General features: G+C 71.2%; 24 protein-coding genes, 1 tRNA gene and 1 pseudogene. 14 read left to right on the top strand and 12 right to left on the bottom strand.

The annotated features are described in order from the left end of the window. Positions 1-146: 146 nt before the first annotated feature. Together B5D66_RS12390 and B5D66_RS12385 are read right to left on the bottom strand one after the other, a co-directional pair. Positions 147-2,258, bottom strand: a complete 2,112-nt coding sequence (locus B5D66_RS12390; protein WP_078761853.1) for a YhgE/Pip domain-containing protein — start codon at positions 2,256-2,258, stop codon at positions 147-149. Next, positions 2,255-2,959, bottom strand: a complete 705-nt coding sequence (locus B5D66_RS12385; protein ID WP_078761852.1) for an ABC transporter ATP-binding protein — start codon at positions 2,957-2,959, stop codon at positions 2,255-2,257. Before B5D66_RS12385 ends, B5D66_RS12390 begins: the two co-directional genes overlap by 4 nt. Before the next feature lie 229 nt (positions 2,960-3,188). On the opposite strand from B5D66_RS12385, the gene B5D66_RS12380 reads away from it, so the two are divergent. The 4 genes from B5D66_RS12380 (at position 3,189) to B5D66_RS12365 (ending at position 6,742) form a co-directional block, all read left to right on the top strand. Next, positions 3,189-3,638 (top strand): DNA-binding protein, encoded by a 450-nt coding sequence (locus B5D66_RS12380; RefSeq protein WP_078761851.1) that lies wholly within the window; start codon positions 3,189-3,191, stop codon positions 3,636-3,638. Between the two features lie 503 nt (positions 3,639-4,141). Further along, positions 4,142-4,774, top strand: coding sequence for a pyridoxamine 5'-phosphate oxidase family protein (locus B5D66_RS12375; protein ID WP_078761850.1), 633 nt, complete (start codon positions 4,142-4,144; stop codon positions 4,772-4,774). Between the two features lie 603 nt (positions 4,775-5,377). After that, on the top strand, positions 5,378-5,983 hold the full coding sequence (locus B5D66_RS12370; RefSeq protein WP_078761849.1) for a methylated-DNA--[protein]-cysteine S-methyltransferase: 606 nt from the start codon (positions 5,378-5,380) through the stop codon (positions 5,981-5,983). An 81-nt stretch (positions 5,984-6,064) separates the two neighbouring features. Continuing rightward, positions 6,065-6,742, top strand: a complete 678-nt coding sequence (locus tag B5D66_RS12365; protein ID WP_078761848.1) for a DNA-3-methyladenine glycosylase I — start codon at positions 6,065-6,067, stop codon at positions 6,740-6,742. A 178-nt stretch (positions 6,743-6,920) separates the two neighbouring features. On the opposite strand, the gene B5D66_RS12360 is transcribed toward B5D66_RS12365, so the two are convergent. Continuing rightward, positions 6,921-7,211, bottom strand: coding sequence for a WhiB family transcriptional regulator (locus tag B5D66_RS12360; RefSeq protein ID WP_078762065.1), 291 nt, complete (start codon positions 7,209-7,211; stop codon positions 6,921-6,923). Positions 7,212-7,710: 499 nt separating this feature from the next. Between B5D66_RS12360 and B5D66_RS12355 the strand changes: the two genes are divergently transcribed. Both B5D66_RS12355 and B5D66_RS26335 read left to right on the top strand, forming a co-directional pair. Then, positions 7,711-8,271 carry a DUF4232 domain-containing protein gene (locus B5D66_RS12355; RefSeq protein WP_078762064.1) on the top strand — a complete coding sequence of 187 codons (561 nt, stop codon included), beginning with the start codon at positions 7,711-7,713 and terminating at the stop codon, positions 8,269-8,271. 387 nt (positions 8,272-8,658) lie between these two features. Beyond that, positions 8,659-9,246, top strand: a complete 588-nt coding sequence (locus B5D66_RS26335) for a DUF1918 domain-containing protein (RefSeq protein WP_078761847.1) — start codon at positions 8,659-8,661, stop codon at positions 9,244-9,246. Between the two features lie 97 nt (positions 9,247-9,343). Here the strand turns inward: B5D66_RS26335 and B5D66_RS12345 are convergent, their stop codons facing one another. Continuing rightward, complete coding sequence (locus tag B5D66_RS12345) at positions 9,344-9,934, bottom strand: hypothetical protein (protein ID WP_078761846.1); 591 nt, start codon at positions 9,932-9,934, stop codon at positions 9,344-9,346. A 491-nt stretch (positions 9,935-10,425) separates the two neighbouring features. On the opposite strand from B5D66_RS12345, the gene B5D66_RS12340 reads away from it, so the two are divergent. Then, positions 10,426-10,854 carry a hypothetical protein gene (locus tag B5D66_RS12340; RefSeq protein WP_144390100.1) on the top strand — a complete coding sequence of 143 codons (429 nt, stop codon included), beginning with the start codon at positions 10,426-10,428 and terminating at the stop codon, positions 10,852-10,854. 112 nt (positions 10,855-10,966) lie between these two features. Here B5D66_RS12340 and B5D66_RS12335 read toward each other — a convergent pair whose 3' ends face one another. Then, positions 10,967-11,269, bottom strand: a complete 303-nt coding sequence (locus tag B5D66_RS12335; RefSeq protein ID WP_078761844.1) for a helix-turn-helix transcriptional regulator — start codon at positions 11,267-11,269, stop codon at positions 10,967-10,969. 65 nt (positions 11,270-11,334) lie between these two features. On the opposite strand from B5D66_RS12335, the gene map reads away from it, so the two are divergent. The 3 genes and pseudogenes from map to B5D66_RS12320 all read left to right on the top strand — a co-directional run bounded on the left by map (position 11,335) and on the right by B5D66_RS12320 (position 12,902). Beyond that, positions 11,335-12,105 (top strand): type I methionyl aminopeptidase, encoded by a 771-nt coding sequence (map, locus tag B5D66_RS12330; protein WP_078761843.1) that lies wholly within the window; start codon positions 11,335-11,337, stop codon positions 12,103-12,105. 111 nt (positions 12,106-12,216) lie between these two features. After that, positions 12,217-12,408, top strand: a pseudogene (locus B5D66_RS26100) (helix-turn-helix domain-containing protein); the annotation flags it as partial. 155 nt (positions 12,409-12,563) lie between these two features. Beyond that, the gene (locus tag B5D66_RS12320) at positions 12,564-12,902 is read left to right on the top strand and encodes a lasso peptide biosynthesis B2 protein (RefSeq protein WP_078761841.1); all 339 of its coding nucleotides are present in this window, start codon (positions 12,564-12,566) and stop codon (positions 12,900-12,902) included. Positions 12,903-13,095: 193 nt separating this feature from the next. Here the strand turns inward: B5D66_RS12320 and B5D66_RS12310 are convergent, their stop codons facing one another. Continuing rightward, complete coding sequence (locus tag B5D66_RS12310; RefSeq protein ID WP_078761840.1) at positions 13,096-14,334, bottom strand: MFS transporter; 1,239 nt, start codon at positions 14,332-14,334, stop codon at positions 13,096-13,098. A 395-nt stretch (positions 14,335-14,729) separates the two neighbouring features. On the opposite strand from B5D66_RS12310, the gene B5D66_RS12305 reads away from it, so the two are divergent. Beyond that, positions 14,730-15,293: a serine hydrolase gene (locus B5D66_RS12305; protein WP_078761839.1), complete on the top strand. Its 564-nt coding sequence runs from the start codon at positions 14,730-14,732 to the stop codon at positions 15,291-15,293. A 307-nt stretch (positions 15,294-15,600) separates the two neighbouring features. Here the strand turns inward: B5D66_RS12305 and B5D66_RS12300 are convergent. After that, positions 15,601-15,689, bottom strand: a tRNA-Ser gene (locus B5D66_RS12300). A 70-nt stretch (positions 15,690-15,759) separates the two neighbouring features. After that, on the bottom strand, positions 15,760-16,278 hold the full coding sequence (locus B5D66_RS12295) for a SigE family RNA polymerase sigma factor (RefSeq protein WP_078762063.1): 519 nt from the start codon (positions 16,276-16,278) through the stop codon (positions 15,760-15,762). Positions 16,279-16,755: 477 nt separating this feature from the next. On the opposite strand from B5D66_RS12295, the gene B5D66_RS12290 reads away from it, so the two are divergent. Both B5D66_RS12290 and B5D66_RS12285 read left to right on the top strand, forming a co-directional pair. Next, positions 16,756-17,703, top strand: a complete 948-nt coding sequence (locus B5D66_RS12290; protein ID WP_078761838.1) for a hypothetical protein — start codon at positions 16,756-16,758, stop codon at positions 17,701-17,703. Positions 17,704-17,705: 2 nt separating this feature from the next. After that, positions 17,706-18,578, top strand: coding sequence for a MauE/DoxX family redox-associated membrane protein (locus B5D66_RS12285; RefSeq protein ID WP_078761837.1), 873 nt, complete (start codon positions 17,706-17,708; stop codon positions 18,576-18,578). On the opposite strand, the gene B5D66_RS12280 is transcribed toward B5D66_RS12285, so the two are convergent. Next, positions 18,563-19,807, bottom strand: coding sequence for an ATP-binding protein (locus tag B5D66_RS12280; RefSeq protein ID WP_235000954.1), 1,245 nt, complete (start codon positions 19,805-19,807; stop codon positions 18,563-18,565). The two genes, B5D66_RS12285 and B5D66_RS12280, sit on opposite strands and share 16 nt — an antisense overlap. A 221-nt stretch (positions 19,808-20,028) precedes the next feature. After that, positions 20,029-20,733, bottom strand: coding sequence for a hypothetical protein (locus tag B5D66_RS12275; protein ID WP_078761836.1), 705 nt, complete (start codon positions 20,731-20,733; stop codon positions 20,029-20,031). Between the two features lie 112 nt (positions 20,734-20,845). Here B5D66_RS12275 and hisC point away from each other — a divergent pair, with 112 nt between their 5' ends. Then, positions 20,846-21,925 (top strand): histidinol-phosphate transaminase, encoded by a 1,080-nt coding sequence (hisC, locus tag B5D66_RS12270; RefSeq protein ID WP_078761835.1) that lies wholly within the window; start codon positions 20,846-20,848, stop codon positions 21,923-21,925. Between the two features lie 69 nt (positions 21,926-21,994). Here hisC and B5D66_RS12265 read toward each other — a convergent pair whose 3' ends face one another. Together B5D66_RS12265 and murA are read right to left on the bottom strand one after the other, a co-directional pair. Further along, positions 21,995-23,260: a transcriptional regulator gene (locus tag B5D66_RS12265; protein WP_078762061.1), complete on the bottom strand. Its 1,266-nt coding sequence runs from the start codon at positions 23,258-23,260 to the stop codon at positions 21,995-21,997. Between the two features lie 249 nt (positions 23,261-23,509). Further along, complete coding sequence (gene murA / locus B5D66_RS12260) at positions 23,510-24,811, bottom strand: UDP-N-acetylglucosamine 1-carboxyvinyltransferase (RefSeq protein ID WP_078761834.1); 1,302 nt, start codon at positions 24,809-24,811, stop codon at positions 23,510-23,512. Between the last annotated feature and the right edge of the window lie 84 nt (positions 24,812-24,895).

Here is a 24,895-nt window from a genome sequence, read left to right as displayed (position 1 = left end):
TAGCACTCGGCCGCCGTCGAACGTCGCGGACGACGGCGGCCCTCACCCGCCCGGCTGACCACGTGCCGCGCGGCTAAACTCCGGGCCCGGCGGGCGGCGGCCATGGCGAACCTCACCCGTCGGCCGGGAACCGCGGCCGCGCGACGCTACAGCTTCAGGTCCGGATGCAACCTCGCCATCGTCCAGACCCGCCTTCCGGCCACCGACCGCCATGTCAGCAACAGGGCTCCCGCCAGGTAGGCGCCGAGCACCCCGCACGCCTGCCACACCACGGTGAGGTCCCCGCCCGAGATCAGGTGCCGGGTCGCCGCGACCACCCAGCTCATCGGCAGGAACGGCGCGATCGCCTGGAAGAAGCCGTGACTGGTCTCGATCGGGTAGGTTCCGCCCGCCGAGGTGAGCTGCAACATCAGCAGGACCAGCGCGACGATCCGGCCAGCGGCGTTGAACCGCACGTTCGCCCAGTACACGACGGCGGTGAAGGTCGCGGCGGTGAGCGCGAGCACGCCGACCAGGCCGGGCCAGCGGGCGGCGTCCAACCCGAGACCGACACGCAGCGCCGCCAGCATCACCAGCGTCTGGGCGACACCGATGACCAACGCCGGCGACCAGTTCGCCAGGGCGATCCGCCACGCGGGGGCGTTGGCCGCCAACGCCCGACCGGACACCGCGGGCAGCACCATGTAGGTCACCATCGCGCCGACCCACAGCGACAACGGGAGGAAGAACGGGGCGAACCCGGTGCCGTAGTCGGGGGCCTCGTTGTCGATGTCGCTGCTCAGCCGCACCGGCGAGCTCATCATGTCGCCGTGCTCGGCCCGGGAGGCGTCGTCGTAGGTGGGCACCTGCTCGACCCCGTCGGCCAGGCCGTCGGACAGCGTCGCGGAACCGTCGCTGAGCTCGCCGATACCGTCGTCGAGCCGGACCGCGCCCTCCTCCAGCGCGCTCAGCCCCTCACCGAGGTCGGCACTGCCGTCGTAGGCGTCGGCCAGCCCGTCCCGCAGGTCACGGCTGCCCTGGGCGAGCTCGGCCAGGCCGGCGTCCAGGGCGTCGACCTTGTCCCGCGCGGCCTCGGCGTCGTCGGCGAGGGTCGGCGCGGCGTCGGCGATGTCGGCGGCGATGCCGGAGACCGTGTCGGCCTGCTCGGCGATGTCGGAGATGTCGGCGGCGTGGCCCTGGACGTAGTCGTCGAAGGCGGTCGCCTGGCTCACGGCCTCATCAGCGCTGGACAGGAGCCCGTCCACGGCCTCCTTCAACGCCGGGTCCTCGCGCAGTTCCGGGTGCGCCGTGACGTACTCCTGGAGGGCCTGGTGGTCGTCCTGGAGGTCGGCCACCCGCGACCGCGTCCCCGTGGGCAGGTCGCCGAGCGCGGACGACAGGTTCGAGGCCGCGGTCGAGATGGCGTCGGCCGCGGTCTCGATCTCGGGGGCGTTGTCGCGCAGCAGCGGGATGTAGGTGTCGGCGATCGTGTCGAGCTCGTCGGTGGCGGCCGACACCTGGTCCGACGCCGAGGTCGCCCCGTCGGCCAGTTCCTGCGACCCGGAGTACAGCGTTCCCAGGCCGCTGGACAGGTCACTGGAGCCCGCGGCGGCCTCGGACGCGCCGCTCGCCAGTTCCCCCGAACCGTCCTTGGCCGTCCCGGCGCCGTCGGCGAGTTCGGCGGCGCCGTCGGCGGCCTCCCGCGTGGCCTCGTGGATGTCGTTGAAGCCGAGGAAGATCTCGTCGAGGTAGTCGGCGATCGCGGAGGAGGCCGCGGCGTTTTGCACCTCGGTGAAGGCCGACCGCATCAGGGAGCGGACGATGTAGCCGTTGGAGTCGTCGTAGTGGGCCTCCAACATCGCGGGCACGGGCGTCGCGTCGTCACGTGAGGGCGAGGCCAGGCGCTCGCTGAAGTCCTCGGGGATCCGCAGCGACACGTAGTAGCGGCCTTCGCGCAGCCCCTGTTCCGCCTCCTGCGCGTCGACCAGGTTCCAGTCCAGGTCGCCGCCCTCGACCAGCTCGTCGGCGAGCGCGCCGCCCGCGTCCAGCTCCTCTCCGCCGACCTCCACCGGCCGGTCCTCGTCGACCAGCGCGACCGGCAGCTGGTCCATCCGGCCGAACGGGTCCCAAAACGACCACAGGTACAGCCCGGAGTACAGCAATGGGATGAGCACCAGCGCCGCGAGGGCGGCGGCGGGCAGGGGGGCCCGCAGGAAGGAGAGCATCGACAGCCCGCCGAGTCGCAGCGCGGGGATCCCGCGCGGTCGCGGTCGTCTCACGGCCGCGCCTCCCCCGTCTCGGAGCCGTCGGCCGGGCGTGTCGCCGGATCGTCGCCGGGGCGGCCCAGCGCGACCACGTCGGCCAGGTCGTGGGCGGCCCCGGCGTCGGCGCAGGCGGCGATGACGGTCAGCCCGCCGTCGGCGAGCTCGCGCAACGTCCGCCACAGCTCCCGTTGCCGATCGTGGGGCAGGCCGCGGTCGGCGTCGTCGACGAGGAGCAGCCGGGGTTCGTCGACGAGGGCGAGCGCGACACCGAGCCGGCGCCGCTCCTCCGCCGAGAGCCCGCCCACGGGGCGGGCGGTGTCGAGGTCGTCGAGGCCCGCGGCGCGCAACGCGGCGCGGGTGAGGGAGCGGCGGGCCGGGCGCAACCGGAGGTGCAGGCGTTCGCGCAGGTGCTCGCGGACGCGCAGCCGGCCGTCGAGGTCGTTGACGCCGTCGCTCAGACCGAGCGCGGCGATGCCCCGCACCTTGGCCTCGGCGCCGGGAAGTTCGTGGCCGTCGACCCGCGCCGAACCCGAGCTGGGGCGCATCCGGCCGCCGAGGGTGAGCAGCAGCGCGGTGCGGCCACCGCCCGACTCGGCCTGTAGCGCGGTGAGGGATCCGGGCGCGGCGGTGAGGTCGACGTCACGGTAGACCCATCCCCGGCCGGTCCGTAGGGACAGCTCGTGGGCCTGGACCCGGGCCCCCGTCGCGAATCGCATGTCGGAGCTCCTACCGGACACTTTTTGAACTGACTGGTCAGTTCAAATATAACCCCGGACGAGGTGGAACCCATTCCACGTCTCTCGCTTCCGGGGGCGGACCGGTGCCGCCGGCGTCCGCCGGGCTGCGCGGTGGAACGGGGAGAAGGGGGATGGTGAAGACGGTCGTTGAACAAATTGTTCAACATATTCCGTTGACAACGACTTGCTTGAGTCGCAGAGTGGAGGCATGACCGACGAGCACGCCCCCTTCTCCCCTCCCGACCCTGAGGACGCCCGCCGCAGGCGTGTCCACACCGCGCTGTTCCGGATCACCGAGCGCCACGCCATCGACGAGGCGCGCCGCAGGTGGGACGAGCGGCGTATCCCGATGGAGCCCCTGGACGCGGTCCGCCGCGTCGCCGACCTCGCCTCCGGTGTCGCCCCGACCGCGCCGGACGAGCCCGCCGTCGACGCCGAGGACATCACCGCCGCGCTGACCCTCGCCCCGCGCGCCCGCTCCGAGCTCGACGCGCTGGAGGCCGGCCTCCTTCAGATGGCCCGTGGGCGCGGCATGACCTGGCAGGAGATCGCCTTCGGCCTGGGACTGGGCACCGCCCAGGCCGCCCGGCAACGCCACGACCGCCTCGCCGGCCGCACCGCCCGGACGGAGACCACCGAGGGCACCGAAACGAACTGACCCCGGACACGGCCCCCGGCCCGGGGGCCGGCGCGGTGTGGCCGGCGCGCGTCTCGATGTCGGCGGGCCGTTCCGCCATTCACCTGTCCATGGCCGGCGGCGCGCGCCCCGTGAGAACACGCGAGCCCCGGTGGAGGGATCTCCACCGGGGCTCGCGCACGTTGCCAGGACGATGCGGCGGTCGCCTCTCGGCGCGGGGCACAACGTGGCTCCGAGGCCGTCCGGATTCCCGCCGAGGGCGGGGCCGGACGCGGTATTCCACGAAGGCGATAGGTGAGGCCCGGGGGACACTTGCTACCGCATCGACCTGCACCCGGTACAACAGGACCTCCCCCTCCGCTATTTCCCCTTGCGCCGGATGTGACCGGTGGCACCCGCCGCTCCCGCCCGCGCGTACCGGTATCGGCCACCGGAAAACGGTGGCGCGCGGGGAACGCCTGCGCAAGGCTGGTCGCGGCCGGCGCGCCTGGGCGACGGCAGGGTCACACCTGGAGGCGGATGACATGCACAACATCGACGGCCTGGTGGAGATAACCTCTGAGGCCGAGCTCGCGAAACTGGTCGGTGCGCCGATGCCGCAGTCCATCGCCAAGGAGCGGAGGGCGTTGCGGGACCTCGACCGGGAGTGGCTGGCGGCGTCCCCGTTCTGCCTCATCGCGACCTCCGGGGCGGACGGGTCCTGCGATGTCTCCCCGAAGGGGGACCCGCCCGGATTCACCCTGGTCCTCGACGACACGACGATCGCGATCCCCGACCGTCCGGGCAACCGGCGCGTCGACGGGTTCCGCAACGTGCTGGCCAACCCCCATGTCGGTCTGGTCTACCTGATCCCCGGGCGGGGCGACACGCTGCGCATCAACGGGCGGGCGCGCCTGGTGAGCGACGCCCCCTTCTTCGACCGGATGGTGGTCAGGGGGCACCGGCCCTCCCTCGCCCTGGTCGTCGAGATCGAGCAGGTGTTCCACCACTGCGCGAAGGCGTTCCTCCGCTCCTCGCTGTGGAAGCCGGAGACGTGGAACCCCGAGGTGCTCCCGAGCCGCCCGCGCATCGCCAAGGCGGTCGAGGACCGTGAGGAGACGCTGGAGGAGCTGGAGACCTACTACGGCGAACAGTACGCCCAGCGGCTCTACGGGTGACCGGCGGTCCCCGTACGCCCGCGGCCGACACCTCGGGGAACGTGTGACAGGACCGGTCCGAGGCGTTGCGCGGCCCCCGCCCGGCCCGTCCGCGTCCCCGGGGACGCGGTGGCCATGAGCGCGGCGATCGGCGGGATGGAAGTGGTGGGGCGCGCGGTCGTCCACAGCCTGTGGACGGCGCAACGTCGCCGAGCCGGGAGGACTCCGGCGCCGCGCGCGGAGCGGGCCACACCCCGGCATCCGGATGACCTCGCGTCCGTCGGCTGATGTCCACCGTTCGCGGACCCGCCGTCGTTCCAGCAGGTCATGGCCTGACCCGGCCCCACCGTGCCGGAGTCCCCGATCCGGACGGCGCGGCGGACACCGGGCCGGGAAGGCTCCCCGCGACCCCGCCCCCATTCCCGGCTAGTGTCGGGGGAGCGGCGTCGAGGCGTGGCCGGCCCCCTCACCCACGGACCGTCTTCCCGCCCCCTGTTCTCAGGATCGAGCGGAAGGCGTCGAGGGCCGTGCTACGCGGACAGCGGCCCACCCCGGCCTCCGCCCCCTCGCCCGTCGTCGACGGCATGGGGAACCGCGCAGAACCCACCGCACCGGAGCGGCACCATGAACGAACGCGACACCGTGAGCACCTCCTTCACCGACCCGGCGGACAAGGACGGGACCACACCACACCGCCGGCGTCCCGTGACGGGGGCATCGGACGAGGACCCGTTCGACGTCGCCTACCGGACCGTCGACAGCCCGGTCGGCCCGCTCCTGCTCGCCGCCACCCAGCGCGGCCTGGTCCGGGTCGCCTTCGAGGTCGAGGACTTCGACCGGGTCCTCGGCACCCTCGCCGCGCGTGTCGGACCGCGCGTCCTGGCCGCTCCCGCGCCGTTGGACGCGGCCGCGCGCCAGGTCGAGGAGTACTTCACGAGGCGCCGCACCTCCTTCGATCTGGGGATCGACCTGCGTCTGACCTCCGGATTCCGCCGCGAGGTCCTGACCCGGCTCGCCGAGGTCCCCTATGGCACCACCGTCGGCTACGCGGCCCTGGCGACGGCGGCGGGGAGCCCCCGCGCCGTGCGGGCCACGGGAACGGCCTGCGCCACCAACCCCTTGCCCGTCGTCCTTCCCTGCCATCGGGTCGTGCGAAGCGACGGGGGGATCGGCGGTTACATCGGCGGCGTCGACGCGAAGCGGGTCCTGCTCGACCTGGAGGCGGCCTAGCGCGTCGTCGCCTCGTCTACGCTCATTGCCCGGAGCGGCCCGTGCCGTTCCGGCGCCAGTCGCCGTTTCCGGGGAGGACGGATGGACCGTATCGGGGAGACGCAGGACCAGGCCGGCGGGCCGGGGCGGGTCGGGACCGTCACCGGGGAACCGGGGCCGGAGGGGACCGGGCTGGTGGTGGGTGAGGACGGCCTGGCCCGTCCCCCATGGGCCGCGGCCGACCCGTTGTTGCGGGCCTACTACGACACCGAGTGGGGGATGCCGGTCCGAGACGAGCAGGGGATGTACGAACGGATCAGCCTGGAGGCGTTCCAGGCGGGTCTGTCCTGGGCGACGATCCTGCGTAAGCGGCCCGCCTTCCGCGCCGCGTTCGACGGATTCGATCCCGAGGCGGTGGCGCGGTACACGGAGGACGACGTCGCCCGGCTCATGGCCGACGCGGGGATCGTCCGCAACGAGCGCAAGATCCGCGCCACCATCACCAACGCCAAGGCCACCCTCGCGCTTCGCGACGAGGGTGGCCTGGCCGATTTCGTCTGGTCGTTCAGGCCGGCGCGGACCCCCGCTCCGCGGACCATGGCCGAGGTGCCGACCCGTTCGGCCGAGTCGGCCGCGCTGTCGGCGGCGCTGCGCCGTAAGGGGTTCGCGTTCGTCGGTCCCACGACCATGTTCGCCCTGATGGAGGCGGTGGGCATGGTCGACACCCACCTGTTGGGCAGCCATCGCCGCGGCAGTTCGGGTGTGTGGACCGCCGCGTGATCGGGTCGGGACCGCGGGCGGCCGGCGTGGTGTCGTGGGAAGTCCTGCGGGCTCGCAGGTCGTTGACGTAGCATTCTGGCGTGCCCGGGGCCGGCGGGTGGCGTGACCGCCGCCGGCCGAAGGCGCCGCCCCCGTTGTCCTGCCGGGGACGGTCACCTCCGGGTGCGCCGTGGTCGGGTCAGGCGGGCTGTCGCGACTGTTCGTACTGCTCGCGGGCGCCCTCCAGGAGGTCACGCCACGACTTCACCTCGGGCCTGCGGCGTAGCAGGGCACGGCGTTCGCGTTCGGTCATCCCTCCCCAGACACCGAACTCGACCCGGTTGTCCAATGCGTCGGCCAGGCACTCGGTACGTACCGGGCAGCCCCGGCAGATGAGTTTGGCTCGGTTCTGCGCGGCTCCCTGGACGAAGAGCGCGTCGGGATCGGACCCCCGACACGCCCCTTCGTTGGCCCAATTGGTGTTCCACATGTGCCCCACTCCCAAGATCAGCATGTGTTGTGTTGTGGTGTTCCTGCCGACGGGCGCGGTCGTCGGCATGCGGCGTCGAGGGGCGGGCGTCGGGAAAGGAAGACGAACCGGACGGGGGCGTCCGGCCGTGGGGGTCATGACCGTTGCGACGCGGCCTTCCTCGTTGCCGCTGGTGATGAAATTACGGCTCACCGTGCACAGCCAACAGGCCCCATTAGGCCCATTTTCGATATGGCCCAGCTGGGCCATTGCCTAGGCCGAAACTAGTCACCTCACCCCTACAGAGGGTGATTATCGGATTTGTGACATGCGGGGATATTGGTTTCGGCTGGTCCGTGAGGAGGGGAACGCGGCCGACCGGCCGATAGGACGGGCAGGTCGGAAGGGCGGAGCGGGTCCAGGCCGCGTTCGAGGGGCAACCCCGTGGGGGCGGCCGGCGTCAGGATGGCAGACGAAGGACGACGGCCCCCGGAGGGGAAACATGTCCGAGAAGACCCCCATGTCCCGTTCTCGCGTGACCGGTACGGCCCTGCTGGTGGGTGCCACCTCGACCGTCCTGGTGACGGCGGGGGCGACGAACGCGCTCGCGGCGGGACCCGTGAGCGCCCCGTTGAGCGTGGCCGACTGTACCGCCGCGGTGCTGGAGGTCGACGAGGTCGGCAGGCGCACGGTGGACGGGACCACCCACATCGATTTCGAGATCGTCAAGCTCCCGCCCAGAACCCCCTACGACGACGAGGCGTGCGTCATGTACGGCGACCTCGCCGCCATGTACTGGGGCGACTCCGAGGGCAACCCGATCGGCGCGCCCGGGGTGCGTGATGGCGCGGGAGGTGATCCGTTCGCGCTCTTCCCCGGCGAGGCGGCCCGGCTGACCGTTGCCAAACCCGATCCGGACGGACGCGATCCGGGGGAGTGCGACCCGGTCGAGGTGGCCGGCGTCCACCTCTTCTTCCGCAATGACGAGGGGGCGGAGTACGTCCCGACGCGGGGGGCCGATCGGATCTGCGTGGACCCCGCCGCGGGCGATTCGCGTTTCTCGCCGCTGACGCGGCCGTGACCCCCTGGGACGTCGCGGCCCGCTCCTCGCGCCCCGCCCCCGGGGGAAGGGGCGGGCCGGTCCGCCGTCGGGTCGTGTCCCACAGCGCCTTGGACAGCAAAAACCCGAGGATGTTCTAAAACTTCTCATGTGTGCTCCTCGTGCGTTCGAGAGGTCGCGCGTCTCCTTCGCGTCGTCGAGGGATCGTCTGGAGAGGGAGGGGGAGCGTGGTGAGCGGAGGGGAAAAGGCGAAAATGAGCGGCTTTCTTGTTTTTGGAGGAATGGCCGCAGCAAGGAATTGACTACCTAGCGCAAATAAATGCGTCCACTTCGTCACTGTAGGTAATCGGTCCGGCGTCGTGAGGCATCGTCTGAAAGGGGGCGGTGTCGGTGAAGAAGGTGGGCGTCATGGAGCTACGTCGCGTGCTGACCATGGGGATGGTCATCGGGGCGATGACGGTGACGATGGGGGCCGCGTCCCCGGCTTCGGGGGGAGGGGTGGGGGACATGATCCACTGTTCCTGTTCCTTCACCGGGCAGATCCACAAGGGGGAGATCATCGGCGTGAGCAAGGGGGAGCGCGGTATCACCTACCTGGTCAGGTGGGGTGACGGCCGCGAAGGCTTGGTGAGTGCCAACGCGGGCTGCGTCGTCACCGAACCGCAGGCAACGGGGGATCCGGGTGCCGTCACCCCGTCTCCGGCCGGGAAGCCCGAAGCGGCGGGCGGCACTCCCGGGGGCGCGGCGCCGGACCCGGGCGGGGCGGGGCAGCCCGGAGACGCCCCCGAGGAGGTCGAGGCGGCACAGCCCGCGGCCGTCTCGGCGGACCCCGGCACGGGACAACCGGCCGCCACGGCGGAAGACCCGGGCGGGGTGGTGGAGGGAGCCGATGGCGCGGGACAGCCCGCGGCCGATCCCGGGGCTCCGGCTGTGGTGGACGATGTTTCCGGCGTCGACGTGGAGGTGGGGGGATCGGGAAGCCGGGAGGATGCCTGATCGGTGACATCAACGTCACCGGGACGGGCACGCACGTCCCCGGATCGGATCCGGCCCCGACCGGGGGGAAACCGGTGTACGACGGCCCGGTGGGGTGTCAGGTGGTCTGCCAGCCACTGGCCTGACCCGCCGTCGTCACGCGCCGGCCCAGGCCCGTGATCCCGATGTCGGCGACCCGGGTCTCCGATGTCCGGGTGGCCGCTGTCCCACCCGTGGGGACGCCCTGGTCTCGGCAGGCTGAGAGTTCGTCGGCCAGCGTGACCAGACGCAGGACCGTCGGATGGGGGCGGCCGGCCTTCACGACCGGCCCCAGGGCCACCCGCAGACGCTGGGCGCTCACCCGCCGCGTGAACGCCGTCCCGGCGCGGTCGGTGCGGGAGGCGGCCAGGATCTGATCGACCAGGAGGATGAGATGGTCGAGAAGGTGGTCGTCCCCCTCGCCGTCGCGGGAGTCCGGTTCGGGGATCCGCCGGCACAGTTCCAGCACGGCGTCGAGGAGACGGTGGCGCGGGTCGTGGGCGTGGGGTGCGGGTGGGTCGAGGAGGCAGGCGGTGAGGAGCTGGTCCAGCGCCTCGACGATCCGCTCGTGCGAGTCGGTGCTGGGAGCGCGCCGGCCCGTGAGGGGGCCGGCCAGCCGATCGCGTTGGACGCGAAGCTCGTCGAGCGGGTTGGGGCTCGAAACCTGCATGGGACATGACCTCCGATGGGCGTGCGCGCCCTCGCGACCGGGTGGGGCGTGCCCGGGGAGTGGCGGCCGGTCGGGGGCACGCGTGGGTTGTGGGAGGGGAGGCTGGTCCGCGTTTCCGCCGACCTCGTCACTGTGAGGAATATAGCAGTCGCTCACTGTAGTCATCGAGGGGTTCCCGAAGCGAGGGGGGCGTGGGCGAAGGGTGGTCTGCCCGGCAGGTCATGGCCCGGCCGAGACCCGTGGTGAGGACCGCCCGCGGTCAGGTCCCGAAGATCGGAGCACCGACGATGTCCGTCTCGCGTCCGGCTCGTTCCCGTCCGTCGCAACGCGACGTTCCCGCAGGTCCCGGCCAAAATCCCAGCGGCGCCGCCCCCGGGGGTCCGGTCCACGATGGGCGGACGCCGTCCGGCCGGGACGCCGGCGCGCCCGCGCCGCCTCCGGAGGTCCGTTCCGGCCCGGTCCCCGTTCCCCTGGTGGTGGCGCGGGTGATCATGGCCGCGCAGGGTCTCCTGTGCTGCCTGGCGGGGGCCGGCCTCCTGGTGGCGGCGGTCGTGGCGGGGCTGGAGGCGTCCACGGTCCCGTTGGAGGACGACTACCTGGGGCCCGGCCCCATGGCGGTGGGGGCCGGCGTCGCCATCGTGGCGGCGGTCGGTTCCCTGGTCTGCCTGGGAGTCGCGGTGCCGGCCCTGCTCCTCGCCGCCCGGCTTCGCCGCCGGTGTTTCAGGGCGTGGATCTGGTCCGTGGTGTTCGAGGGCGTTCTGGGGGGAGTGGCCCTTGCCGCTCTCGTGTTCCTCGGCGCCGGAGCGGGGGTGTTCGCGGCAGGGGTGGCCGCGGTCGGCTGCTGGACGGCGTTCGCGCTGTTGTGCGCGCCGTCCGCGCGGCGCCACCTCGCGGGGGCGCGGGCGCCGGGCGAGGGGTGACCGCTCCACGGGCCCTTGGCCTGCTCATGGCGGGGCCGGCCTGGTGGCGTGCCGGGGCGCCGTGCCCGGTCCTCTCCTCCCGCGATCTCCGACGCGACCGCGGGTCCGAGGCTTAGGAGGGCAGCCGCTCGCGCGCGCCGTGACCGGAGGTGGTCGGTTCGCCGCCGGGTTCGGACCGGTTGATCTCGGCCCACACCGCGTCAAGGGAGAGGCCAAGGACATCGGCGATCGCCGCGATGGTCGGAAAGGCGGGGGTGGCCACGCGACCCGACTCGATCTTGCGGAGGGTCTCGGGTGAGACGCGCGCGTCGAGCGCGACATCGAGCATCGAGCGCTCCCCCCTGGCGCGACGTAGGAGGGCGCCGAGGCGCTGTCCGCGTTCGATCTCTGCGGGAGTGAGCGGCAACCTGACCATGGATCCGATTGTAATACCGGGATAATATGACCGGTATAGTTATCGGTCCCGTGAGGAGACGCCGCATGATCGAGATCCTGAAACCCGCCGAGCTGGCCCAGGCGAAGGACACGGGCGCCCTGGTCGCCGACATCCTGCAGACACTGAAGAGGCGCAGCACGGTCGGCACGAACCTGCTGGAGATCGACCAGTGGGCCAAGGCGATGATCGTCGAGGCCGGGGCGGTGTCCTGCTACGTCGACTACGCGCCGTCCTTCGGCCGCGGCCCGTTCGGCCACTACATCTGCACGGGCGTCAACGACGCCGTGCTCCACGGGCGGCCCTACGACTACGCGCTCGCCGACGGCGACCTGTTGTCGCTCGACCTCGCCGTCTCCCAAGGCGGGGTCGCCGCGGACGCCGCCATCAGCTTCATCGTGGGCGACGCGAGGCCCCAGGAGAGCGTCGCGCTGATCAGCGCGACCGAACGCGCGTTGGCCGCGGGGATCGCCGCCGCCCGGCCCGGGGCCCGCACCGGCGACATCTCCCACGCCATCGGCACGGTCCTCAGCGAGGCGGGCTACCAGGTCAACACCGAGTTCGGAGGCCACGGCATCGGATCGACGATGCACCAGGACCCGCACATCTCGAACACCGGACGGCCCGGCCGTGGGTACCGGCTGCGCCCGGGGCTGCTGCTGGCACTGGAACCGTGGGTCATGGCGGACACCGCCAGGCTCGTCACCGACGCCGACGGGTGGACGCTCCGAAGCGCGACGGGCTGCCGGACGGCGCACAGCGAGCACACGATCGCCATCACCGACGACGGAGCCGAGATCCTCACCCTGCCGAAGTAGCCGCACTCGTGTTCACCACGGGTGGGCCAGGGACCGGAACCCGATTCCCTACAAGGGCGAGGCCCTGTCTTTAGCCTGATAGTGCGACCTGATCAGGAAGGGACAGGGCCTATGCCCAACGATACCCCGCCAACAACAGCCGGTTTCGGGAAGCGCGTGCAGTTCTACCGCACACGCAACGGACAGACCCGCGCGGTCGTGGGCGGTCTGGTCGGCCGCTCGGCCGGGTGGGTGAGGGCGATAGAGACCGGCCGTCTCGGCGTTCCTCGGCTTCCCCTGTTGCTTCGACTCGCTGAGGTTCTCCAGGTGCAGGACCTGGCCGAGCTCACGGGAGGGGAGCGGCTTTCAGCGACGACGATCACACGGGACGCCCACGAGGCGCTGCCGACGGTCCGTACAGCACTGACGACGTACCGCCTGACGACCCCCGATTCGGAGTCGGGTTCTGGGGTGCCGTCCTGCTGCTGCGTTTCCAGCTCAAGCACAGCCTGGCGGTTCTCGCCGCGCTCAAACGCCGTACCCGCGCCGCCGCTGTTGTTACCGAGGCGGCCGACGCGGTCGCCGCAGTGCGGGCTGCCGCGCGTTGGTTCCCCGGGCGCGCCGCCTGCCTGGAAAACTCCCTGGTCGCCGCGCTGACCACAATACTGACGCGGCGGTCGGTCGATTGGTGCATCGGCGTTCGCCTGACGCCCTACGCCGCTCACGCCTGGGCCGAGGCAGAGGGAATCCCTGTTGGAGAACAGGTGGAACCCGACCGGCCGTTCACCGTGATCACCCGAACCCGAAAGGCGCCATGACCCGGTACAGCTCCCACGTGACCGCTGCCCTGTCGGCCGTCGACGAAGACACCTACACGCTCAACCCCGACGGGTCACTCCTCACGTAGACGACCGCGGCGACGTTGATCGCGTCGACCCTCGACGGCCTCGACGTGCGCCCAGGGGCGAAAGTGCTGGAGATCGGTAGTGCAACTGCGGTACCCGCCCCGGATCAGGTCTTCGACAAATTCTCCTCTTCGCTGGTGAGGGTCCTGACCTCCCGAAAACAGAGCGTGATGACACCTGAGACGATGATGACCGCGCTGCAGATCCACAGGGCCACATCCAGCGAGATGGCCTCTGACAGGAAGCCGGCGGCGGCGGTACCGATCGGCACCGCGGCTAGTGAACCGAGCGCATCGTAGGAAGCGACGCGGGAAAGGTACTGGGGGGGTACCCGTTCCTGGACCGTCGTGTCCCACAGGACGTTGAAGACCGTGGCGCCGACGCCGTTGATGACCGCCCCGAGGGCGATGATCCAGGTGTTGCCGGTGGCGATGGCCAGGAAGATGCTGGGCGCGGCGAACAGCAGCGTCATGAACACCGCGGTCCTTAACGGGTACTTCGTCCTGATTCTCAGTGCGATGAAGCCACCCAGGACGTAGCCCAGGGAGTTGGCGGAGAGAATGAACCCCCAGGACGTCGCTCCGTCGAGGTGAAGATCGGCGGCGAGGGGACCAAGGACGTTCAGTGTCGCGTAGACGGCTGCCATGATCACCATGAATTGGAGCACGACGATGAAGACCCAACGCCGTGAGTAGAACTCCCGCCAGCCGGTGCGGATGCTCTGGAACATGCTCTCCCCGGTTGACGCGATGGCGGGGAGAAGCATCCGAGAGATCAACAGGGCACTGAGGAGGAAGGTCAGTGCGTTGACGGACATGGCCCATCCGGCGCCCAGGTTGGCCACGATGAGCCCAGCACCGGTTGCGCCGATGATGACACCGAGCTGCATCGACAGCGACATCAGGGAGTTCGCGGCCTGTCGTTTCTCGGCCGGAACGATCATGGGCATGACGCTTTGTGAAGCCGGAATGAAAAAAGACGCGGCTGCGCCGTTGAGGAGCTGGATGGCGGCGAGATTCCAGGTCTCGGCGCTGCCGCTCACGAATAGGTAGGCTGTGGCGAGTGCGCTCAGTCCGGCGACGGAATCGGACCAGGCCATGATGGATGTCCGGGAGAACCGGTCGGCGAGCGCCCCGCCGAACAGCAGACCTGGTAGTAGGGCGAATCCCCGAGCAGCGACGACAATCCCAATGCTCGCCCCTGAGCCGCCCGTCGCTAGGATACCGAAAGCGAGTGCGACCGGGGCTATTCCGTTCCCCAATAGTGCAAGAAAGCGTGCGGCTATCAGTCTTCTGAACTTCGGTATCTTCAGAACGTCGATGATGGGATTCGGATTATTCTTCACGCGGTCCTCTTCTGTGAATCAAATGGATATCACTCTACTCCCTTTCTCGGAGTAGGTCGATGATTTCAAGGAACCGCTCCTCGGCTTCAGTTTCTGGATGTTCCCAGCGCAAGGCTGACTCGCTTTCGATGGTGTGGGGGAGCACCTGGGGGACAGGGTGCCGGAGATCGGATCTCCGGTTTCGGTCCGTGCTTCCACAAAAGCGGGAGCACGGCGTGCTCGGGCTCAAACGTCACACCGTCCGCGATCCAGCGGGATACAAAGGCCCTGCCTCCGGAATCCGGTCCGGTGCCGGAGGCGCCGTGGAGGATACGCGGATGAAAGATCACGAAGTCGCCGACCCCTAGGTCCCAGCTCATGAGGTCGTCGGCAGAGTAAAGGCAGGGGGAGATCGCATGCTCTGGCGTGCGACTGAGCCTAGGACCGCGACCAGCCCACGAAGCCTGCGCGGGGCGACGCTCGGGCAACTCCTCGAGGAGTACACGAGCGAGACCGGTGTGAGCGGTGTCTCCTATGGTCCGCTCGCACGGGGCCCGCAGGTGGCGCCGACCGAGCGTCGGCTCACGGGCGGTCACCCTGTCCACGGGACCACGCATGACGAGAACGCCGCGACCCTGGGCGGTATGGCCGGACACGCGGGCGTGTTCGCCACGGCCGATGGACTCGCCGACTACGCGGGCGTGATCCTGCAAGCGTGGAGCGCCGACTCGGCGTTCGGTGCCTACGTGCGCGAGTCGTGGGAATCGGCTGTACGCGTCGATCAGGCGACGCACCGCGGGCTTGCCTGGCTGCTCGCAGACAGCGGCCTCGTCTACCACCACGGATTCACCGGAACCAGCCTGTACCTGCATCCGCAGACGGGGCGGTACCTGGTGCTGTTGACGAACGCGATCGCCTACGGGCGCGCCCGTGTCGGACTTGCCGAGGTGCGCGAGGTCGCTGCAAGTCTGTTCGCCTAGAACCACGGCGACACGAAAGGGCGCCCCGCTCCACAGCCTGTGGAGCGGGGCGCCTTCACGCTGTGGACAACGGCATGCCCCATCCGGTGCGGCTGGTGCGCGTCGGGTACCGGCCGGTGTCAGTGACTCGGAGCGAAGCGGTCGTGTCGGTGCGGGTACCTGTTGGGGCTTTCCGCCACGCAGGCGGTTCGAGGTGTGGCCATGACGGCGCCGAGACACCGTGCTTCCGCGTGCGACTGCAACTAGGACCGCGACTAGCCCATGAAGAAGGGGCCCCGCGCCGAAGCGCGAGGCCCCTTCCGACCTGCGGAGGATCGGGGATTTGAACCCCGGAAGGGCGTGAACCCTAACCGCATTAGCAGTGCGGCGCCATAGACCGGACTAGGCGAATCCTCCTGGCTGGGACAAGCGTACCGAGAGCGAGGGCCGGGAGCAAAACGAACTCGGGAAGCGGCGTCACCGGACGTCAGGAGGTGGCCCGCTCGATGGCGAGATCGGCGTCGCGGCGGAGCTTGGCGACCGCGCGGGAGACCGTGCTCTTCACCGTGCCGACGCTCACCCCCAGCCTCGACGCGATCTCCGCCTCCGACATGTCCTCGTAGTAGCGCAGCACCACGGTCACCCTCTGGCGCTGTGGCAGCCGGTTCACCGCCCGCGCCACCGCGTCGGCGAGATCGGTCTGCCAGGTGGGGTCGTCCATCCGCTGCTCGGGGATCTCGTCGGTCGGGTAGACGTCCACGCGGCGGCGGCGCCACTCCGAGATCTGGGTGTTGACCATCGCCCGGCGCACGTAACCGTCGCGGGCGCGCGGATTGGCGATGCGGTCCCACGAGAAGAACGTCTTGACCAGGGCGGCCTGGAGGAGATCCTCCGCGTCGGCGTGGTTGCCGGTCAGCGACTGGGCCATGCGCAGGAGGGCCGGTCCGCGGCTGGCGACGTAGTCGGAGAACTCCTCGTACCTACTCTGCCGCGTTGCTCCGTCCACACGACCACCGACCTGCTTCCCGCGAGCGCGTCCCCAGAACCCGGACACGCGCTCTTCGTCACATCCTCACGCCCCTCACTGTCGCACGGCCTCTGTCATCACCGGCTCACAAGAGCCCCATCTTCCGACAAACCGGATCTATGGGCGAGTGAGAGGAGCGTCCCGATAGGCGAAACAGGTCCCCTGATGAGGAGGTGGATCTGTCCCCCGACGGGCGTGTTCGGCGGCGAATCCGCCGATACGGCGGGGGAGCGGAGGAGAAGACCATGAGGTGAGAACGACATAGGAAATATTTCCTGATAGGTCGGAGTGTCAGTCCTCTGGCGGCCTCGGCTGGTACGAACAATGCCGGGAAAGACCGTCATGTCCGGACGCGCGGCCCCCGGGCACGTGTCGCCCGCGCAGTGGCCGTGCGGGAACATGGCGGTTGCGGTCCCGAGGGACCGCAAAGCCGTAACTCGCGGAAGGGGGACGCTGATGCCGGTGGACACGCGGGAGCGCCGCAGGCTTACCGCCGCCCTGCTGGGCGGTGGGACCGCCCCGGTTCCCGACGAACCCGATCCGGGGGTCGTGCGCGGCACGCTGGTCGACATCGGCCCGCACCTGATCAGCGTCGCCACGCCTCAAGGCGAGGAGCGCTTCGTCCTCGCGGAGGACAGCGTCCTGTGGCGGGGGCGGGTCGCCGACGTCACCGAGCTGAGCCCCGGCCAGGACGTCATCGTCCGCACCCACCCCGACAACCGGTGGGTGGCCCAGCGCGTGTGGTCCGGGCTGGCCCGGGTCACCGGTGTGATCGTCGCGGAGGAGGACGGCCTCCTGGAGGTCGACACCGGACACGACCGCCGTAACAGCGTCGTCGCCATCCCCTACCGCTCCTCCGGCCGCATCCAGGTGCGCCACCCCATCCTCAAACCCGGCTACCTGTTCGACGCGGTCGGGCTGGACAAGGACGGCGAGTTCCAGGCGATGATCCCCGTGTCCTCCCAGCCGCCCTATCCGGTGGCGGAGACGCCGCGCCGGCCCGCGGTACGACGCCGGCCCACGACGGTCTCGGGCACGGTGGGATGGTACGACCCGGCCGAGGGGCGTTCCGGCGATCCGCTGGCGACCGCGACCGGCGCGGCCTACCCCGCGCTCGACCGGTCCGCCGACTGCGGTCCCGGCTGCGACCAGGTCACCAGCTGCGCGCCGCTGCCATTGCTGTCCATCGGCACCTCCTTTCGGCTGCGCAACGACTGCACCGGCCGCTCCGCGGCGCTCCAGGTCATCGCCTGCGGATCGGCCACCGCGCGCTTTTGCGACCGCTGCGCCACGTGCGGGTCCGAGGAGCGGGGCCGTATCGCGCAACTCACCCTGACCAGCTTCATCGCCTTGGGCGGGCTCCCCGAGGCGGGCTGTTTCAACGCGACCCTGACGGTGGGCTGATCATGATCGACGTCGTCCGCGAGATCCAACTCCTGGTCCTCGCCGTGATGCTGCTGCTGGGCGCCGCGGCGAAGTTCACCGACCGCTCCATCAACGGGCAGGGTCCGGCGGGGCTGCTGCCCGTGCGGTTCCACCGGCCCGTCGCGCTCCTGCACGGCGGCACCGAGGCCGCGCTGGCGGTGGGACTGCTGGTGCTGAAGGGCCAGCCGGGGAACATCGTCCGGGGCGCCACCGCGCTGATGTTCGTCCTGGCGGTCGTGACGCTGATCCAGTTGCGCAAACGCGATCCGGAGATGGGGTGCGGCTGCTTCGGCGGCCTGAGCAGCGAACCCGTGGGCTGGCGCACGATCACCCGCGCGGGCCTGCTGGCCGTCGCGGCGGTGAGTACGGTCGGCCTGCCGGTGTCGGGGGTGACGGCACTGCTGGGATCCGCCTCGGCCCACGCGATCGTGCTGGGCGCCGAGATCGTGGTGCTCGGCGCGCTGTCGCCGGAACTCAAGGAGATCGCGTTCCGGTTGACGCACCGGACACCGTGCGAGCTGCGTCAGGTTCCGCTACGCCGGACGATGGCCCGATTGCGCGCCAGTGATCTGTGGGAGTCCAACCGGGCCACCATCACCTCGGCCGAACCTGTGGACCTGTGGCGGCACGGCTGCTGGAGGTTCGTGCGGTTCGCGGGCCGCCGTAACGGGCGGGACGTGGACGTCGTGTTCGGGGTGCCGATCACCGGAGGCAAGTCGGGCGTGCGCGCCGTGATCGTCGACGCCGAGACCGGGACGACGCTGGTGGGTTTCGGCGAGGTCGCCGGGCTGTCGCGGTCCGACCGCGCGCGAGGCGGGGACGGGGCCGCCAGGGCTCCCTACGAAGCCGTGTGAGCGCCTGGCGGGGAATCGGCGGGGCCGTGACGCGTGCCGGGGCGACGGCCCGCCCCGGCAACGGAGGCCGGGCGGGACGGGGCGGGGGCGTCCCCGTGTAGGCCGATCTCGTCCTTCACCTCGGCCACGGCGGCCCGCGCGTCGGCGCGGCGGATCGTCGCCCCCTCCGCGAGGTCCCACGCGGCCCGGCCACAGGACTGGACGAGGAACGGGTGCCCGCCGGTGGCCCGGTAGAGCTCGTCGAGCGCCTCGGGGGTGAAGGCGACACCCCGGGCCCGGGCGGGCGCGACGAGGGCGTGTTCGGTGGCCGCGCGGTCGAGGGGACCGAGGCCCAGATGCTGGAACAGACGGTCGGCGTATCCCTTGGCGGTCGACAGCGCCCTGGGAAGGTCGGGCAGCCCGGCCGCGACGACGACGAGGGGCGCGCCGCTGCGGGCCATGCGGTGGCAGGCCGCGCACAACGCCGAGAGGTCGTCGTGGGAGGCGTCATGGAGCTCGTCGGCGAGCAGGCAGATGCCCACGCCGAGGTCGGTGGCCACCGACGCCACGGCGGTGAACAGGTCGGCGAGGTCGGTTTCGAGGTCGCCGGAGTCGGCCTGACCGCGCACGGCCACGGCGTCGACGACGGGCCGGCGACGGGGGACGGCCCCACGGCCCGCGCCGGCGGCCGGGGCGGGGGAGGCCAGGACGAACGACTTGAGGACGCCCAGGGCGTGGTCGGCGCGTTCGGGAGCACGGTGGCGGGGGGCGAGCTCGCGCAGCGCCGTGTGCACCGCGGTGGCGATCGGACGGCGCAGGGAGTGGCCGGGACGGGTTTCGAAGCCGCCGGTGCCCCACATCCGGCCGGACGCCATCGAGCGGAAGGTGTCGAGGAGGACGGTCTTGCCGACCCCGCGTGGCCCGGTGAGGAGCACGCTGCGGTCGGGGCGGCCGTGCGCGACGCGATCGAGGAGCAGGTCGAAGCGCCGGAGCGGGATCTCGCGACCGGCGAGCTCCGGAGGGCGACGACCCGCGCCGGGGGTGTAGGGGTTGTGCAGGGGGTCGGGACGCCCGGACACGGGCGCGGGGTCCAGCGCGGCCTCCAGGGAGCGGTAGAAGGCCGCCGATGAGGTGGCCGCCCAGTCGATCCGGCGCAGGGCGTGGCGTTCGTCGGGGTGGGGGAGGGGGACCTGTCCGACCCCACCGTGCCGTACCGCCGTCCGGAACGGTGGAAGCGCTGCCGTGGTCATGTTCCCCCTCCCCCTTTCGTCGAACAAGTGTTCGACTCGGTATGACTGTAGTGGATCCTCCGGCGGCGTGCCAGCGCCTTGGGGCGGGTTGGGGAAAGTCGTGGGAAGACCGCCCTCGCGACGGGGACGGCGGAAAGGGGGAGGGGTGGGCACGCCGAGGCCGGGACGGGCGCGGCGTGGATGACGGGGGATCGGGCGGACCAGGGGTGGGGGAAGGCGCGCTAGCCCAGCAGCACCCTGCGCTCACGCTCCAGCGCGGCGTCGGCGAAGCCCTCCAGGGTCGTGGTGGTGTCGTCGGAACCGCTGATGAGCGTCGTCATCGCGACGTGCCCGCCGTCACGGTAGACGAGATTGTGCATCCACACCCGCTCCCCCCGCGAGGTGGCCGAGACGGAGAAGGCCCGGCTCTCCTCGCCGATGCCGGCCAGGTCGAGATCGCGCACCCGGTAGGAGGTGGGCACGCCGCCGAGGGTGATGGTGTAGGAGGCGCACTCGCGCGGCGGCCCGGAGTCGAGGACCGCGCGCGCCGTCTCCTCGGGGAGCGCCAACAACAGGTGGGTGACGGTCGTGGAGTCGGAGACGAAGGTCGCCAGCGAGGCGGGGGCCGTGCGCACCTCGGGGATGCGCCCCCAGCGGTTCGCCGCGTCCATGCACGCGGGCTTGTCGGAGTCGGCCTCCTGGCGGACCGACTCCAACTGGCGCACGGAGGCGAGCCGTTCATAGGTGCCGGTCTCGCTCTGGTCCGCGACGAACTTGAGCGCGCCGTACTCGACCATCTGGGCCGTGCCGAGCCGGGCCGCGGCCTCGGCCCCGGGATCGGTGGGGGCCGGCGCGACGTTGCCCGCGCAGCCCGACAGGGCGCACAGGAGGGCCGCCGCCCCCAGGGCCGCCACGCTGGCCTTCAGGGTGTTCCGGGGGTGCTCCATGGTGCGCTTTCCTGTCCTGTGCGATATTTCGGGAGAGGGGGTGACAGCGGGCACCGGATGGGCTCGCCCTGCGTGACACCCCATATACGTAGAGTATCGAGGAAGGTCAGCGGTGTCGGAGCGGAACTCGCCATACTTCAGGGCCGTACTCGGGACAATCCCCCCCTATCGGCCGGGCCGCGCGGTGGTCGGTCCCGACGGCCGATCGGCGAAGCTCTCCTCCAACGAGTCGCCCTACGGGCCGCTGCCCTCGGTCCTGGAGGCCATCACGGCGGCGGCGACCGGGATCAACCGCTACCCCGACAACGGAGCGGCCGAACTCACCGCCGCGCTCGCCCGCCGTTTCGACGTCCCCGAGGAGCACGTGGCCCTCGGAGCGGGGTCCGTGGGCATCCTCCAGCAGCTCCTGGAGACGGTCGCCGAACCCGGCGCCGAGGTCGTCTACGCCTGGCGGTCCTTCGAGGCCTACCCGCTGCTCGCGGGCCTCTCCGGCGCGACGTCGGTCCAGGTGCCGCTCCGCGACGAGACGCACGACCTCGACGCCCTGCTCGCGGCCGTCACCGAGCGCACCCGGCTCCTCCTGGTGTGCAACCCCAACAACCCCACCGGCACGGTGGTGCGCGGGGAGGAGCTCACCGCCTTCCTCGACCGGGTTCCCGACCACGTGCTGGTCGTCCTCGACGAGGCCTACCGCGAGTACGTCCGCGACCCCGCGGTTCCCGACGGGCTCTCCCTCTACCGCGACCGTCCCAACGTGGCGGTCCTGCGCACCTTCTCCAAGGCCTACGGGCTCGCGGCGCTGCGGGTCGGCTTCCTCGTCGGCCACCCCCACGTCGCCGAGGCGGTGCGCAAGACGATGGTGCCGTTCGCGGTGAACGCGCTCGCCCAGGCCGCGGCCGTCGCCTCGCTGGAGGCCGAGGAGGAGCTGCTGGAGCGGGTGGAGAGCACGGTCAAGGAGCGTGAACGGGTGCGCGGCGCGCTCCTCGCCGACGGCTGGACGGTCCCCCCGACCGAGGCGAACTTCGTCTGGCTGCGGCTGGGCGAGGCCACGTCGGACTTCGCCGCCGCGTGCGAGGCGGCGGGCGTGGCGGTGCGTCCCTTCGCCGGTGAGGGCGCGCGCGTCAGCATCGGGGAGCCGGCCGACAACGACGCCTTCCTCGCGGTGGCGCGGTCCTACCCGACGCGCAACTGAGACGGGACGCCGACGGGGGCGGCCCGGTCGCGCGTCCGGCGACCGGGCCGCCCCCGTGCGGCCACGCCGTTACTTCCCGGCCTTGTCCTTGTCGAGCTTCTCGACGATCAGGCGGTACAACTGCCGGGGACGACCGGGCTGGAGGGTCCGGTTGGGCGGCAGCGGCCAGGCCAGCCCCTCCTCGACGAGCGTGCGCAGCAGCCGGCGCGCGGTACGCGGGGTGACGCCGAGCATCCGCCCGGCGCCCTCGGCGTCGACCACGAGCGGCGCGTCCTCCTCGGCGATCTTCTCGGAGAGGCGCAGCAGGGTCTCGCGTCCCTTCGTGCGCAACGGCTCGCCGGACTGGCGCTGGGGCGCGCGCTGGGCGGGGACGAGGGAACGGCCCTCGCGGTCCACCGCGAAGCTCTGCCGGGTGGCCTGGGCCCTGCTCAGCGCCGCGCGGGCGTGCGCCTCGGCGTCCTGGGTGGTGCGGCCCATGCCGATGCCGACCTCGATGGTGATGCCCAGCTCGGACTTGATCCGCTCGACGAACGGGGGCTGGCGGAATCCCTCGGTGGCGCTCACCAGGGAGCCGCGGGTGGCCGTGACCATGAAGGTGTGGTCGTCCACCGGGTGCGCCGTGGCGTTGATGCGGTGCGCCTCCTGCAACAGCAGCCGCTGGAGCGACAGGCGCAGCTCGTCCCGCCAGTAGCGGGGGGTCGAGCGGCGGGTGGAGTCGCGCAGCGTGGGAACGTCCACGATGACCACGCCGAGCTGGGCCTCCTCCAGACGATGGTGGGCACCGAGCAGGCCGGCGGTCTGCAACGCGCTGCGCACGCCCGCGTTGGTCGGGCGCAACCGCAGGGTGGGGACCCCGACCGCCTCCAGCCGTTCGGCGACCCCCCGCACGCAGGTGATGGCCATGCGGGTGGCCTTGCGGCGCCACAGCCCCTCGTGGAACGAGGTGAGCGCCGCGGTGCTGGCGAGCTCCTCGTGCACGTGGATCCCGTCGACGGGCAGGTCGACCTCGGAGTAGGCCTCGACCACGTCGGCGCGGCTGAGCACGTCCAGACTGGCCCGGGTGGGGTCGTAGCGCTCATCGAGGGTGGCCCGCAGCAGCGCCTCGTGCAGGCTCGCCCCGCCGAGCGGCACATAGGTGGCGGGCATGGTCAAGACGCCGGCCTTGCGCGCGAACTCATAGGGGACCGGGCTCGCGAACAAATAGGCGTCGATGGCCGACCCCAGACGGAGGACCTTGTCGGTGGCCTCCTGCTCGTCTCGATAGGCGGCGGCGATGAGTCTGGCGTTGAGCGGTCCCGTCGAGCCCGGGCCCATGAGCATGACGCGCTCGACCACCTCGTGCGGCCCGATGACGCCGATCGTCAAATCGCCGGTACGCTGCGCACTCACCTCGGGTTGCTCCCCGCTACCATTCCACGCTCTTCACTATGTGCGCCCACTGGTCCCGACCCAATTCCTGTCACGGCATGATTGCCGAGATCGTACCCATTGTTCGGGGGCCATGAAGATCGTTTGCCACAGAACGTCAAAAGGCCGGGCGGGGGACCACCCCCCCGCCCCGCCGTGAACTGGGACGTTACGTGATCAACCAACCTCTTCCCGTGACACGTCGGCGCCCAAAGCGGCCAGACGCGTCGCGAACTGAGAGTGACCGCGGTCGACGAGGTAGCCCGGTGCGACGATCGTCTCCCCGTCGGCGACCAGACCGGCCAGCACCAGCGCGGCGCCGGTGCGCAGGTCGTGGGCGACGACCTCGGCCCCGTGCAGCGCCGTCGGACCGTGGACGATCGCGCGGGTCCCGTCGACCTCGACCTTGGCCCCCATCTTGTTGAGCTCGTCGGCCAGCGCGAAGCGGCCGTCGTAGATGGCCTCGTGGATGTAGCTCTCACCCTCGGCCAGCGTCGCCAGCGCCATCAACGGGGACTGCAGGTCCGTCGCGAAGCCCGGGTAGGGCGAGGTGACGGCGTTGATCGGCCGCAGCTGGGTGGCGGGGTCGCGGCGTACGTGCAGCACGGCGCCCTGCTGGGCGAACTCCACGCCCATCTGCTCCAGCTTCCAGCGGGCCACGCCCAGGTGCTCCAGGTGCGCGCCGACCAGGCTGACCTCACCGCCGGTGGCCGCCGCCATCATCGCGAACACGCCGGCGTCGATGCGGTCCGACATGATCGTGTGCTCGACGGCGCTGAGCTCCTCGACGCCCTCGACCGTGATGAAGCCGGTGCCGCCGCCGGTGATCTTCGCCCCCATGCGGGTGAGGAAGTCGATGACGTCGAGGACCTCGGGCTCCAGCGCGGCGTGCTCGATGACCGTGGTTCCCGGCGCGAGGACCGCGGCCATGATGAGGTTCTCGGTGCCGGTGTGCGAGGGGGTGTCGAGGTAGAGGTGGCCGCCCTTGAGGTTCCCGGCCTTGATGTTGATGTGGTTGCGCTCGGCGTCCTCGGTCACCTCGGCGCCGAGACGGGCGAACCCGCGGTAGTGGAAGTCGAGGTTGCGGCTGCCCAGGTTGCAGCCGCCCACGCCCTCGATCCGGGCCTGGCCCATGCGGTGCATGAGCGCCGGCACGAAGAGCACCGAGCCGCGGAAGCGGGCCGCGATGTCGGCCGGCAGGACCGCGCGTTCGGGGTCGTTGAGCTGGGAGGCGTCGATGACGATCGTGCGCTCGGGCTCGTGGAACTCGACCTTCGCGCCGATGTGCTCGGCGAGTTCCAGAGCGCGGCGGACGTCTTCGATGATCGGAACGTTCCGCAGGACGGTGCGCCCCTTGGACGCCAGCAGTGCGGCGCCGATCATCGGCAGGACGGCGTTCTTCGCGCCCTGGATGAACGCGGTTCCGGTGAGGGGACGGCCGCCTCGAACGCGGTAACGAACCTCCTGGCCCATGCTCATAAGCTCCTTCGTGAGGCAGAATCTGGTGGTACTCGCCGGGAATGCATAACCGTCGAACGCGGGGTTTCACGCGGAGCGCTCCGA

Source organism: Marinactinospora thermotolerans DSM 45154, assembly GCF_900167435.1.
In the GTDB taxonomy this organism is placed as follows: Bacteria; Actinomycetota; Actinomycetes; order Streptosporangiales; family Streptosporangiaceae; genus Marinactinospora; species Marinactinospora thermotolerans.
This window is presented reverse-complemented; position numbering and strand designations above follow the sequence as displayed.